This is a genomic window from Nocardia sp. CC227C, assembly GCF_030767025.1.
GTDB lineage: Bacteria > Actinomycetota > Actinomycetes > Mycobacteriales > Mycobacteriaceae > Nocardia.
In genome coordinates, this window is record NZ_JASITE010000002.1 from 351235 (window position 1) to 364224 (window position 12990).

Here is a 12990-nt window from a genome sequence, read left to right on the forward strand (position 1 = left end):
GGAACAGCGGGTGATGCGCCCGGCTGCGCGGCGGGTCGACCGCCTCCACCACCTGCTCGAACGGCACCTCGGCGTGCGCGAACGCGTCCAGGTCCACCCCGCGCACCCGCTCCAGCAGATCGGTGAACGGCTCCGCCTCGTCCACCCGGGTGCGCAGCACGATCGTATTCACGAACATGCCCACCAGATCGTCCAACTCGGCCACACCGCGCCCCGACACCGGCGAACCGATGGCGATATCCCGGCTGCCCGACAGTCGGGACAGCACCACCGCCAGGGCGGCGTGGAAGATCATGAACACGGTGGCGCCGCCGGATTGCGCCAGCGCCCGCAACGGCGCGACCACGTCGGGTTCCACCGCGAAGGCGTACTTCGCGCCGCGATGCGACGCCACCGCCGCGCGCGGGCGATCGGTGGGCAGCGCGATCACATCGGGCAGCCCGTCCAGCTGCTGTACCCAGTACCGAAGCTGCCGCGCCAGCGGTGATTCCGGATCGGCGACCGATCCGAGCACCTCGCGCTGCCACAGCGTGTAGTCGGCGTACTGCACCGGCAGCGGAGCCCACTCCGGCTGCCGCCCACGGCATCTCGCCGCGTATGCCGCGGCCAGGTCACGGGCCAGCACCGCGATGGAGAAGCCGTCGGCATTGATGTGGTGCACCACCAGCACCAGCACGAATTCGTCGGGACGCACCGCGAGCAGCCGTGCCCGCAGCGGAATGCGCCGCGCCACATCGAAACCCGTCGCCACCACGCCGACGATCGCCGCGCGGGCACCGGCCTCGTCCACGGCGTGCGGCGCGAGGTCCACGTCGGCGGCCTCGGCCAGTTCCTCGACCGGCACGACCACCTGGTACGGGATGCCGTCCGCATCGGGATACCGGGTCCGCAGCACCTCGTGCCGGACGAGCACATCCCGCACCGCCGCGGTCAGCGCCGCCGCCTCCACCCGGCCCTCGATCCGCAGCAGCATCGGGATGCTGTACGCCGCCGAGTCGGGGTCGAATCGGTTCACGAACCACATGCGCTGCTGCGCGTACGACAGCGGCACCCGCTCCGGACGCGGCCGCGGAGCCAGGCGTGGACCGGCGTCCACCCGCGCCACATCCGCGCCCGCGACGCGTTCGTCGAGCAGCGCCGCCAGCGCCCCGGCCGTGGACGCCTCGAAGATGTGGCGCACGGTCACCGCGACGCCGACGCCGTCGGCCAGCCGCGCCGCCAGCCGGGTCGCCGACAGCGAATTGCCGCCCAGTTCGAAGAAGTCGTCGTCGGCCCCGACCCGGTCGATGCCGAGTACCTCGCCGAAGACCCCGGCCACCACCTCCTCCATGGCGGTGGCGGGCGCGCGGTAGACCGTGCGGGTCAGCACCGGGTCGGGCAGGGCGGCCTTGTCGACCTTGCCGTTCACCGTCAGCGGCAGGCTGTCGAGCACCATGACCACGTCCGGCACCATGTAGCCGGGCAGCCGCTCCCCCAGCCGCTGCCGCACCCGGGTGCCGAGGGACGACGGCGACATCCACCGCGTCCGCGGCTCCAGCACATTCACCCGATCGCCGTCGACATCGGAATCGAGGCCCAGCCGGACCGCGTAGACGATGTGCAGATCGGTGCCCTCCACCTTCGGCGACACCCGTGAGGCGACCTGAAATCCCCGCTCCCGCAACAGCTTCTGGATACACGCGAGGCGGTCCTCGATATCGTGCACCTCGATGACCATGCGGTCGATGCGCGACCAGTCGTCGGAGGCGATGCCGCGCAGCGCATCCAGTTCGCTGCCCTCCACATCGAGCTTCAGCAGATCGATGTGGTCGATGCCGTATTCGCCGATGATGTGCGACAGGGTGCGGATGGGCACGTCGACCTGTTCGAACTCCAGCCGGTCGGCGATCAGCTGATCGACGTAGCGCTCCCCCGGATCGCTCTCACCGCGGTATTCGTTGTGCAGATAGGACTCCAGGATGTCGCGCTGCACACGGCTGTCGCTGCCCCGCCCGGACAGCACCGACATCTCCGGGTAATAGGTGAAGGTATCCTGCTCGGCCGCCGCGCCGATCGCATAGGGCACCAGGGTCGCGTTCAGGCCGTGCAGGGCGGCGTTCGCCGCGAACATGCGCCGCAGCTCCGGCATCGGCTCGACCGCGAATATCCTCAGCTCCGGCGACTTGCTCTGCGCGTAGAGGGAGAACATGCCGACGTGCGAACCGATATCGACCACACAGCCGGTTTCGGGAATGGTCAGACCGCAGGCGCAGTACTCCGCGCGCTCGAAGATCTCCTCGTACAGGAAGCGGATATTGGACCGGTTGCGGCCCACCACCGGCATGCCGTTGGGCAGCTCGTGCAGTTCGTTCGCGGCGATGACGCCGTCGCGCCGCAATTCCAGGCAGCGCTGTGCCACCGGCGCGACCCGGCGATCCGGAACCATGTAGGCGACAAGCTGATCCGAGGTCGCGGTGGGGCGGGTGGTGACCACGGCCCGCGCCACCGAGTCCTGGGCGGCGAGCACGGCCTCGATCTCGCCGAGTTCGATGCGGTAGCCGCGGATCTTCACCTGTTCGTCGGCGCGGCCGAGGTACTCCAGCACCCCGGCCCCGGTCCAGCGGACCACATCGCCACTGCGGTACAGCCGTCCGCCGCCACCCGCGTCGTAGGGGTCGGCCACGAATCGCGCGGCGGTCAGCCCCGGTCGGTCATGGTAGCCGCGGCCGACCTGGGCGCCCGCCACGTACAGCTCGCCGGCGGAGCCGATCGGGACCGGGCGCAGCCACGCGTCCAGGACGTAGACGCGCAGATTCGCCAGGGGCACGCCGATCGGGCTGATACCGGGCTCACCGCACCACTGCTCGCGAGTGAGCGGCTGTTTCGTCACATGGACGGTGGTCTCGGTGATCCCGTACATGTTCACCAGCACGGGAGCGGCGGCGGTCTCCAGCAGCGGCCAGCGCCGCAGCCGGGCCGGGTCCAGGGCCTCGCCGCCGAAGATGACCATCCGCAGTGCGCTCTTGTCATCGGCACGCGTGCAATGGGATTCGATCAGGGCGTAGAACGCCGAGGGGGTCTGGTTGAGGATCGTCACGCCCTGCGCGACGACGAGTTCCCACAGCTCCGGCGGCGAGTACGCCACCTCGCGCGGCACGACCACCACCCGGCCGCCGTGCAGCAGCGCGCCCCAGATCTCCCACACCGAGAAGTCGAACGCCTGCGAATGGCACCAGGCCCACACGTCGTCGGGGCCGAAACCGCCCCATGGCCGCGTACCGGCGAACAGCGATACCGCGTTGGCGTGGGTTACCGCTACGCCCTTGGGGTTTCCGGTCGTGCCGGAGGTGTAGATGTAGTAGGCGGCATTGTCCGGACGCACCCGCGGCGATCGGACGCGCGGCCCGCCGCCGTCGCGCGGCACCTGATCGACGCGCAGGCACGGCACCTGCTCGTGGTCGACCAGGTGCGCGGTGGCGGCGTCGGTGAGCACGAGACGGGGCGCGGCATCGGCGAGGATGTAGGCGAGGCGTTCCGGCGGAGACGCCGGATCGAGGGGCAGGTAGGCGGCACCGGCCTCGAGCACGGCCAGCAACGCGGTGATCAGCTCCATGCCGCGTGGAAGTGCCACGGCGACAATAGTTTCCGGAGCGACGCCGCGCTCGGGCAGCAGGGCGGCGAGGCTCCGGGCGCGGGCGCCGAGTTGCGCGTAGGTGTATTCCCGGCCATCGGATACCACGGCGACCGCGTCCGGGGCTTCGGCCTCCCGCGCCCGGAACATGTCCGCCAGGGTGCGGTCCGAGTCCACCGGGAGCGCGGTGTCGTTCCACACCCGCAGCAGTCGATCGCGTTCGCCGCCGTCGATCACGTCGACGAGCCGGATCGGCGTGTGCGGGTCGGTGACGACGGCCCGCAGGAAGTCGTGGAAGAAGCCGAGGAATCGGCGATGGTGGGCGGCGAGTTCGTCCGGTGTGTAGAGGTCGTGGTTCCCGACGAAGTCCAGGCGGGTGGCTTCCGCGCCCGCACCGGAGTAGCAGCTGACGGACAGATCCGAGACCAGTCCCGGGGTCAGCACCTGGAGCTGGCCGACGATCGAGCCGAGGACGATCTTGGTGTCGAACATCATCAGGTCCACGAAGGGTCCGAACACCTGGGATTGCGGCGTGAGGCGGCCGATATCCCGGAACATGTCCTCCTGGCGGTAGCGCTGGCGGCGCAGCGCGTCGATGAGCTGCCGCCGCGCCGATTCGATGAGCGCGCCGACGGTGTCGTGCGGGCCGGTGGCTATCCGGAACGGGAGGGTGTTCGCCAGCATGCCGCCCGACCGCCGTGCAGAGGTGGTGACGCGCGCCGACACCGGCAGGCCCACGACGACATCCGCGCTGTCGGTCATGCGGCCCAGGTACAGGCCGAACGCCGCGAGTATCAGGGTGGCCGGGGTGGTCGCGTGCTTCTTGACCACGGCGTCGAGCAGCTGCGTGGTCTCGGCGGAGAGCAATCCGCTCACCGAGATCGGGTGGGCGTCGGCCTGACCGGTGCGACCGGCGAGGCTCACCGGCGCGGGCAGTCCGTCCAGCAGCTCCCGCCAGTACTCCCGGTCGCTGTCGAAACGCTCGGAGGCACGGTATTTCTCGTCCTCGGCGACCAGTTCGGCCAGCCCGTGCACCCGTGCCGGCGCGGGCTCGGCGCCCTCGACCGCGGCGGAGTACACCGCGCCGACCCGGGTCAGCAGGGTCATGGCGGCGACACCGTCCATGGCGATGTGGTGGGCGCGCAGGTACCAGAACCAGCGGTGCTGCTCCACCCGCAGCACCGCGGTGGTGATCAGCCGGTCGGCGTACAGGTCGACCGGCTCGCTGTATTCCGCGCGCATCCACTCGTGGGCGGCGGCGACCGGGTCCGGGGCGCGGCGCAGGTCCAGGCACCGGGCCGGTTCGTCCAGCTCCCGGTCGACCACCTGCATCGGGATGCCGTCGGTTTCGATCAGGCGCAGGCGGGCGGCCTCGAACTCCCCCGCCACCAGCCAGAACGAGGCCAGCAGCAGATCGGGGTCGAGGTCGCCCCGCAGGTCGATGCAGAGCGAATTGGTGATCGGGGTCGAGCCGGATAACTGCTGTGCGTACCAAATCCCTTGCTGGGCGGCCGATAACGGGAACGGCAGTGATCGCGGGACGGTCAACTATGCTGCCCTTTTCTCGAGTCGAGCCAGTGCTGCGAGACCTTCCAGCACGTCGGCGTCGGGAATGCCGAAGTCGATCAGGCACGCGATCTCGTCCACACCGATCTCCCGCATCCGGGTGACCATCGAGAACGCGGAATCCGGGGTGCCGAACAGCCCGTTGTTGCGGTAGTAGCGTTCGAAGGCGAAGTCCAGCACCTTGGTCCGCGCGGACTCGTCCAGGCTCTCCAGCGCGGTCGAGCCCCGCCGCCACAGGTCGACGGAATCCTCCAGATAGCGTTTGAACGGACTCTCGACGGTACGCCGGACCCGCGCCTCGTCCTCGCCGACGAAGGTGTGCAGCATGACGGTGACGGTGCCGTCGTCCGCGTCGTGGCCGTGCTCCACCCGTGCCTTGCGGTACGCCGCCACCTTCTCCGCCAGCTCGTCCACCTCCTGGAAGAGCAAGGCGGTCAACACATTCGCGCCGAGTGCGCCTGCCATCTCGAAGCGCTCCACACCGCCGCTACAGGTCAACCAGGTGGGCAGCGCGGGTTGGACGGGGGTCGGGAAGATCCGCACCGAGCGCTGTTCGCCCACCCCATTGGGCAGTTCGACGGATTCGCCGCGCCAGAGCCGCTGCACGGTGTCCATACCGGACCGGGTGACCTCGACCCGATCGGCGTAGTTGTGGTCGGCGAGGACGAAATCGTCCACATTCCATCCGGTCGCGAAGGCCACGTCGACCCGGCCGTCGGACAGATTGTCCACCACCGCCCAGTCCTCGGCCACGCGCACCGGATTGTGCAGCGGGAGAACCACGCTCCCGGCGCGAATGCGCACCCGCTCGGTGGCCGAGGCCAGCGCCGCGCCCAGTACCGCCGGGTTCGGATAGAGGCCGCCGAAGCTGTGGAAATGGCGTTCCGGAATCCAGATGCCCTTGAAGTCGTGCGCATCGGCGAAGCGGGCGCTCTCGAGCAGCAGCCGGTAGCGCTCCCCGGCGGCGCGCTGGGCGTCGCTGGCGAAGAACAACAGGCTGAAATCCATGGTGCGCGTGGTGTTCCGCGCGGCGGATCCATTCACCTTGGCCGCGATATCGGCCAGGCTCAGCCCGTCGAAGATCTCCTCGGCGGTGATCTCGGTGTCGTATCGGTCCTCGAGGATGGTCATGAGTTCGGCGGCCTGCACCGAATCGAGGCCCAGGGAGGTGAGCGGCGCGTGCGGGTCGACCGCGTCACGCTCCAGCCGCCGCGCGACCCAGTCCACGAAGTAGTCCACCACCGCGGCATCGCCGGTCGCACTGCTCATCGCGCACTCTCCTCCAATGCCGTTGCGGCCGAGTATGTTTCACGCAAACGCTGTCGCTGGATCTTGCCGCTGGTCGTCTTGGGCACCCCGCCCTTCTCGACGAAGACGACCCGATGCAGGCTGATGGCGTGCACGCGGCTGACGATGTCGCGAATCGAACCCTCCAGGGCCGCCGCGCTGCCGGGCTCCAGGGTGTCGTTCAACTCCTGGACCGCGATGATGCGGTCCTCGTCGTCGACGGTGGCGGCGAAGACGGCGCAGCCGCCGGGCCGCAGCACGGGGTGGCTGGAGACGATGGTCCGCTCGACATCCTGCGGGAAGATATTGCGGCCGTGGACGATCATCAGCTCCTTGCTGCGCCCCGAGACGTACAGTTCGCCCGCGCAGACGAAACCGAGGTCCCCGGTGCGCAGGTATTCCGTCCCGTCCTCTCCGGCGATCTTCGCCTCGAAGGCGCGGCGACTCTCCTCCGGCTTGTTCCAGTATCCGGCGGCGACACTGCCGCCGCGCAGCCAGATCTCGCCGACCCGGTTGTCCGGGCAGCGCTCGCCCGTCGCCCGGTCGACCACGGCGACGTGCTCCGCTCGCACCGGTCCCATGCTCAGCAGCTCCCTGCCGGTGGGCCATTCGATGGCGACGCCGCGTTCGAGTTCGTCGGTGGAGAACACGCGCGGGCGCGCACCCGTGCCCACCGGACCGCCGCTGACGTAGAGGGTGGACTCGGCCAGACCGTAGGTGGGCACGAAACTCTCCGCGCGGAAGCCGCTGCCGGAGAAGGCGGCGGCGAAGGCGCGCAGGGTCTTCGGATCGACCGGCTCCGCGCCGACGAAGGCCATATCCCAACCGCTCAGATCCAGTCGCGCCGCTTCGGCCGGTGAGATCCGTTTGGTGCACAGGCCGTACGCCAGATTCGGGCCTCCGGCGAGGACGTTCTCGCTCTCCGATATCGCCCGCAGCCAGGTGAGCGGATCGCGCAGAAATGTCATGGGCGACATGAGGGTGGCCCGCATGCCGACGAACACCGGCAGCAGAATGCCCTGGATCAAGCCCATATCGTGAAAGGGCGGCAACCACGACACCAGCGAATTGCGCTGGGTGAGACCGAAATCGGCGGTGATGAGCTCGAGGTTGTGCACGAGGTTCCGGTGCAGCACCGCGACGCCCTTGGGCGACCCGGTGGAGCCCGAGGTGTATTGGAGGAAGGCGATGTCGTCGGCTTCGGGCGCCGCGCCGGGTATGTCGATATCCGAACCCGCGGCGATCGAATCGACGTCGATGATCCGGATGTCGCCGCCGAGCAGTGTTGCGTCGACGGGCACCGCCGACAGTGGCGCGATGGCCGCGGCCGCGCCGCTGTCCCGGATGATCGCCGTGACCGAGTCGACCTGACTCGGTGAGGTGGGCAGCGGTACGGCCACCGCGATGCGGCGCGTCGCCAAGCACGCGAAGAACGCGTGGACGAAATCCGGGCCGGGTGGGCACAGCAGCACCACGCGGTCACCGGGCACGGTCGTGTCGCCCAGCCGCCGCGCGACGGCGGCCACCCGTTCCCACAGCCGGAGGAAGTCGATCTCCTCGGTGTCCTCCCGGTGGCTCGAGAACCGAAAGACGATTCTGTGCGGGTCGTCGGTCACTCGTGCCGATGCGATATCCACCAGGGTGGGAGGGGTCCCCATGTACGCCCGGCTCCTTCCGGATCCTCGGCTGTTCCCGGGCCGGACACGCCATCGACCCGGGAGACAGCGGCTAGACGGAACAGCAGCTGAAAAGACCGTGCAAGATCATAGCTTGCCGGTGACCCGGATCACGTCAGCGCGACATGGTCGCGCGCCGCTCGCCGTCCAGCAGCGGCGGAATGAACTGCGTCAGAGCATAAGGACATTGGGCGGGAGTTGCAGGGCGACGGTGATCAGCGAATGCACGCGGGCGGCGATGACTCCGAGCAGACCGTTGACCTCACCGGGGGCGGCCTCGGCGATGGCATGGAGATTCTTCAGATCGTCGTCGATATGCGTCAGCACCTCACCGAGGTCGACAGGCTGCGCGCTGAGTGCGGTCGCGATCTCCTCCAACGAGATGCCGTGTGCTTCCAGCCGTTGAATGAGCTGCACGCGATCCACGTCGGCAGGATCGTAGAGTCGGTAGTTGCCCGCGGATCGCTGTGCGGGTTCGAGCAGGCCCAGACTCGTGTAGTAGTCGATGGTGCGGGTGCTGACCGCGGCGCGAGCGGCGAGTTCTCCGATTCTCACCAGCGTCTCCGACATCAGCACCTCCGTCCGTCAAGGGATATCAAACGATACAGCGGCCCGTGCCGCCGGCCGGAATTCGACCCGGCACCGGATTTTCACAATGCGGCGTCGACCTGCCCGACGGCGGCCCGCCCATCGCCAAAACCATACAGCAGCGCGTGTTACTGTGAGACTCGATGTCACGCGCCGCCGGTACCAGGGCCACCGTCGCGCCCCCTGACGCCGTAGACGGACGCGCATGGTCGAGCCGCCGATCGAATTGGGCGTGAGTTTCCGAGGTAACGAACACCACTGGTAACGAACACAACTGGAGGACACGAACGTGGGAATCGACTACACCAAGAAGCCGGATGCCGCGGCCGACCCGCCGTCGAACGCCACCCCGGCGGTGAGCCTGAACAAGCTCACCCTCACCAAGACCGAACGCAGTGTCGATCTCACCAAATCCGGTGAGAGCCAAGGCGTCATGCGGGTGAACCTGAACTGGTCCAGCGGCGCGCCGCGCAAGACCGGGTTCCTGGCGAGGTTGGCCGGAATCGGCGGCGGCATCGATCTCGATCTCGGCTGCCTCTACGAGCTCGCAGACGGTTCCAAAGGCGTGATCCAGGCACTCGGCAACAGCTTCGGCGCGGTGGACGCCCCGCCCTTCATCGGTCTGGACGCCGACGACCGCACCGGTGCCGCCGCCGGTGGTGAGAACCTGCACATCAACCTGGCCCGACCGGAGGCATTCCGGCGAATCCTGATCTTCGCCATGATCTACGAGGGTGCCGCGAACTGGGCGGCCGTGGACGGCGTGGTGACCATGTACCCGACCTCCGGCCCCCAGATCGAAGTACGCCTGGATTCCGCGGTCGAAGGCGCTCGGATCTGCGCGATCGCGCTGGTGACCAATACCGGACGGGGCTTGACCGTACAGCGCGAGGTCAACTACATCACCGGCAACCAATCCGATCTCGACCGCGCCTACGGCTGGGGGATGAAGTGGGCGGCGGGCAGTAAATGATCGAGGGATCGACCACCGCACACCTGGCCCTGCTGCCCGGATTCCTGGATCCGGTGAACCTGCTCAACTCCTTCGGAACATGGATGCTGGCGGGGCTGCTGCTGGTCGTGTTCATCGAGTCCGGCCTGCTGTTCCCATTGCTGCCCGGCGATTCGCTGCTGTTCACCGCCGGTCTCATCGCCGCCTCGAAATCGACCGAGATCGCACCGTTCGCGCCGATCGAGGTGCTGCTGCTGTTGATCCCGATAGCGGCGATCGCCGGTGATCAGGTGGGTTACATGATCGGGGCCCGCGGCGGAACCGCATTGTTCAAACATGACGACGCCCGGGTGTTCAAGAAGTCCTACATCGATCAGTCACACGCCTTCTTCGACAAGCACGGGCCGATCACGATCGTGCTGGCCCGGTTCGTGCCGATCGTCCGGACCTACGCGCCGGTCGTGGCGGGCGCGGCCGGAATGCGCTATCGGATATTCCTGGCCTACAACATTATCGGCGGGATTCTCTGGGGCTCGGGCCTGACCTATCTGGGCTATCTGCTCGGCCAGATCGCCGTGGTCCGCGACAATATCGACCTCATCTTCCTGCTCATCGTGCTGGTGTCGGTGCTGCCGATCGTCGTCGAGGTGGCCAAGCGTGCCCGCGCCCGGCGACAGGGCGAATCCACCGCACCCGAGCAGGCCACCGAAGCGGTGCACTGAGCACAGCACAGCTGTCCGTAACCCTCGTGATATCGGTTGACCTCGTGAGATCGGTTGACACGGAGAGTGATTCGGCTCGGGACCATGTCCCGAGCCGAATCGGGTCGGGATCGGTCAGACCGTGACGCCGAAATCGCCGGCGATACCGCTCAACCCGGAGGTGTAGCCCTGGCCGATCGCACGGAACTTCCATTCCGCGCCATTGCGATACAGCTCACCGAACACCATCGCGGTCTCGGTGGAGGCATCCTCGGTCAGATCGTAGCGGGCCAGCTCGGTGCCGTTGGAACGGTCCACCACGCGGATGTAGGCATTGCGGACCTGCCCGAAACTCTGGCTACGCGACTCGGCGTCGTAGATCGAGACCGGGAACACGATGCTGTCGATGGTCGACGGCGCGTTGGCCAGATCGACGTTGATCACCTCGTCGTCGCCCTCGCCCTCACCGGTCCGGTTGTCACCGGCGTGTTCGATGGCGCCGTCGGGTGACTTCAGATTGTTGAAGAACACGAAGTGCCCGTTCGACACGGCCTTCTTGTCCGCACCCAGGCCGATGGCGCTGGCGTCCAGGTCGAAGTCGGTACCCGTGGTGGTACGCAGATCCCAGCCCAAACCCACTGCAACAGCGGTGAGTCCCGGGGCCGCCTTGGTCAGCGACACATTGCCGCCCTTGGACAGGCTCACACCCATACCAGCTTCTCCTATCGATCGTCGTCGCGGCAGCCGATGTCGGCAGCTCCGCGCCTCTGTCGAGGCTACCGAACACTAGCACGCACAACTGTATGGTTATCCTTCGGAACTACCGACCGGATCGCGAAAAGCGTTCCCTCGGAGGATATTTGGCCGACCCCGCGCAGCCGCCGGAGATCAGCGCTTGATGACCCGGGTGCCACCGGCGAAGTTGTCGTGCCAGCCCTGATTCGTCGAACTCGCACCGACCGTGACGGCGATGCCGATGGCGGCGAAGAACCAGAGGATGCTTCCTATCCACGGAATCAGGTTGAGCAGCATGTACGCATTCCGCATCGCCGACTCCTTGACCGTGGGCCGGTCCGCCCCACCGGCGCCGTTCACGTGCAGGCCGAGCACCTTCTTCCCGGGGGTCGAGCCGGTGGCGACCTCGAAGAGCACGAAGTACAGAAACCCGAAACCGGCGCCGGGCAGGATGGAGATCCATCCGGGCAGATCCGCCACGCGCCCCAACACCCAGAACAGAATGGCGCCCACGATGCCCGCGATGATCCAATCGATGAACCTGGCGACGGCGCGTCTGCCGATACCGGCTCCCGCCACACCGATCGAATGCCCCGAATCGGGTCCGAAACCACCTGCTGTCATCGTTCCTCCTCATCTCGAGAACGCGCACGGCCGCCGGACCTTCGGCGACCGGCACAGTGGCAGAGCGAGCATCTCACAGATCGCGATGCGCGGTAAGTGCTGGAACCGGCGCCTCGCCGTCGACCGAGTTCGCTTGCCACGCAGGGGACAACGAAACACATGCGGTCAGAACGCGAGCGTGACGACAACACCGAGGTAGACCAAGGTCAACAGGACACCGTCGAAACCCAGGCGCAGCCACCCGTACCGCTGCCGGACGAGCAGGCCGCCGAGCAGCACCGCCGTCATCAACAACGCGGCGGCGGTCAGGAAGAGCTGATCGGTGCCACCGGCATGGAACAGTGACCCGTCACGGAAGGCGATGTCTCCGATGACGAGATTGAGAGCATCGAGACTGTTGCCGCCGATGATCGCCGCGACAGCGAGGGTGAGCGCACCTCGCCGTACAGCCGCTATGGCGGTGACGGTCTCGGGCAGCGCATTGACCAGCCCCATGAAGACGCCGCCGACGAAACCGGCGCCGAGCCCGGTCGCGGCGACGAGGCTCTCGCCGGCGCGGGCAACCGCCCAGCCTCCGGCCATCACGATCGCGGCGCAGGCCGCGAAATCCGCCCACATCGAGGCATCCGAACGCTCACCGGACCCGCCGTGCCGGTCGGGCCGGTCCTCCCGGGTATCGCGAGTGGACACCACCCGCCACATCGGTTGCTTCTGACCCCGAATGAGATGCAAGCCGCCCAGGTAGAGCCCGATCATGACCAGCGACGCCGGATGTACGCCGGCGACGGTGGCGTCGGGGCTGAACGATGCCAACAGCGCCGTGCTCAGCAAGACGATGAGCAGGCAACCGAACAGCAGATTCTGGGTGGACGCGGCCGCGTGTTCGAGATTGGCCCGGCCGTAGGCGGCATCGGCGGCGACGATCGCGAGCGTCTGCACCGCGATCCCACCGACAGCGTTGCTGTAGGCCAGCTCCGGGTGACCGTCGGCGGCGGCGACGGCGGTCATGACGATCCCCGACAGCGAGGTGATCAATCCGAAGAACACGGCACCGAAGAACGCCTCGCCCCACCCGGTCCGATCGGCCAACTCGTCGCCGAGGGCCGCCAGTCGGAACGACCCGGCGACCGTCACGGCGGCTGCGACACAGAACACCGCCACCGCCACCCCCAGCGGCCACGTCCCTGTCATCGGCGCACCCCGCACAACGCAACCATCATCGTCGGTACTACCCGATCTCGATCCGGTTAC

At 67.9% G+C, this 12990-nt stretch carries 9 protein-coding genes (1 of these 9 only partly in view); 2 read left to right on the plus strand and 7 right to left on the minus strand.

Features of this window, described 5'->3' with window-relative positions; translation table 11 throughout:
- The 4 genes from QMO76_RS04850 to QMO76_RS04865 all read right to left on the minus strand — a co-directional run.
- Positions 1-5158: the 5' portion of a non-ribosomal peptide synthase/polyketide synthase gene (locus tag QMO76_RS04850; protein ID WP_306359953.1), read on the minus strand. Its footprint begins 23339 nt before the window's first position; only the first 5158 of its 28497 coding nucleotides appear in the window; its start codon is at positions 5156-5158; the stop codon falls past the left edge of the window.
- On the minus strand, positions 5159-6445 hold the full coding sequence (locus QMO76_RS04855; RefSeq protein ID WP_306359954.1) for a MupA/Atu3671 family FMN-dependent luciferase-like monooxygenase: 1287 nt from the start codon (positions 6443-6445) through the stop codon (positions 5159-5161). It abuts the gene before it with no gap.
- Positions 6442-8121: a fatty acyl-AMP ligase gene (locus QMO76_RS04860; protein WP_306359955.1), complete on the minus strand. Its 1680-nt coding sequence runs from the start codon at positions 8119-8121 to the stop codon at positions 6442-6444. The genes QMO76_RS04855 and QMO76_RS04860 overlap by 4 nt, the downstream gene beginning before the upstream one ends.
- A 189-nt stretch (positions 8122-8310) precedes the next feature.
- Positions 8311-8709, minus strand: coding sequence for a MerR family transcriptional regulator (locus QMO76_RS04865; RefSeq protein ID WP_306359956.1), 399 nt, complete (start codon positions 8707-8709; stop codon positions 8311-8313).
- Positions 8710-9016: 307 nt separating this feature from the next.
- Between QMO76_RS04865 and QMO76_RS04870 the strand changes: the two genes are divergently transcribed.
- Both QMO76_RS04870 and QMO76_RS04875 read left to right on the plus strand, forming a co-directional pair.
- Complete coding sequence (locus QMO76_RS04870; protein WP_372341898.1) at positions 9017-9700, plus strand: tellurium resistance protein; 684 nt, start codon at positions 9017-9019, stop codon at positions 9698-9700.
- Positions 9697-10401 (plus strand): VTT domain-containing protein, encoded by a 705-nt coding sequence (locus tag QMO76_RS04875; RefSeq protein ID WP_306359957.1) that lies wholly within the window; start codon positions 9697-9699, stop codon positions 10399-10401. The genes QMO76_RS04870 and QMO76_RS04875 overlap by 4 nt, the downstream gene beginning before the upstream one ends.
- Positions 10402-10515: 114 nt before the next feature.
- Here the strand turns inward: QMO76_RS04875 and QMO76_RS04880 are convergent, their stop codons facing one another.
- The 3 genes from QMO76_RS04880 to QMO76_RS04890 form a co-directional block, all read right to left on the minus strand.
- On the minus strand, positions 10516-11091 hold the full coding sequence (locus QMO76_RS04880) for a TerD family protein (protein WP_306359958.1): 576 nt from the start codon (positions 11089-11091) through the stop codon (positions 10516-10518).
- Between the two features lie 177 nt (positions 11092-11268).
- Positions 11269-11739: an RDD family protein gene (locus QMO76_RS04885; protein WP_306359959.1), complete on the minus strand. Its 471-nt coding sequence runs from the start codon at positions 11737-11739 to the stop codon at positions 11269-11271.
- Positions 11740-11904: 165 nt separating this feature from the next.
- A complete protein-coding gene (locus tag QMO76_RS04890) occupies positions 11905-12930 on the minus strand; it encodes a sodium:calcium antiporter (RefSeq protein WP_306359960.1) in 1026 nt (341 codons plus the stop codon).
- Positions 12931-12990 lie beyond the last annotated feature (60 nt).

What these genes read in the sequence shown, in the direction of transcription:
- QMO76_RS04855 (WP_306359954.1), bottom strand. Translation starts at nt 6,445, where the DNA reads ATGAGCAGTGCGACCGGCGATGCCGCGGTGGTGGACTACTTCGTGGAC.
- QMO76_RS04860 (WP_306359955.1), bottom strand. Translation starts at nt 8,121, where the DNA reads ATGGGGACCCCTCCCACCCTGGTGGATATCGCATCGGCACGAGTGACC.
- QMO76_RS04865 (WP_306359956.1), bottom strand. Translation starts at nt 8,709, where the DNA reads ATGTCGGAGACGCTGGTGAGAATCGGAGAACTCGCCGCTCGCGCCGCG.
- QMO76_RS04875 (WP_306359957.1), top strand. Translation starts at nt 9,697, where the DNA reads ATGATCGAGGGATCGACCACCGCACACCTGGCCCTGCTGCCCGGATTC.
- QMO76_RS04880 (WP_306359958.1), bottom strand. Translation starts at nt 11,091, where the DNA reads ATGGGTGTGAGCCTGTCCAAGGGCGGCAATGTGTCGCTGACCAAGGCG.
- QMO76_RS04885 (WP_306359959.1), bottom strand. Translation starts at nt 11,739, where the DNA reads ATGACAGCAGGTGGTTTCGGACCCGATTCGGGGCATTCGATCGGTGTG.
- QMO76_RS04890 (WP_306359960.1), bottom strand. Translation starts at nt 12,930, where the DNA reads ATGACAGGGACGTGGCCGCTGGGGGTGGCGGTGGCGGTGTTCTGTGTC.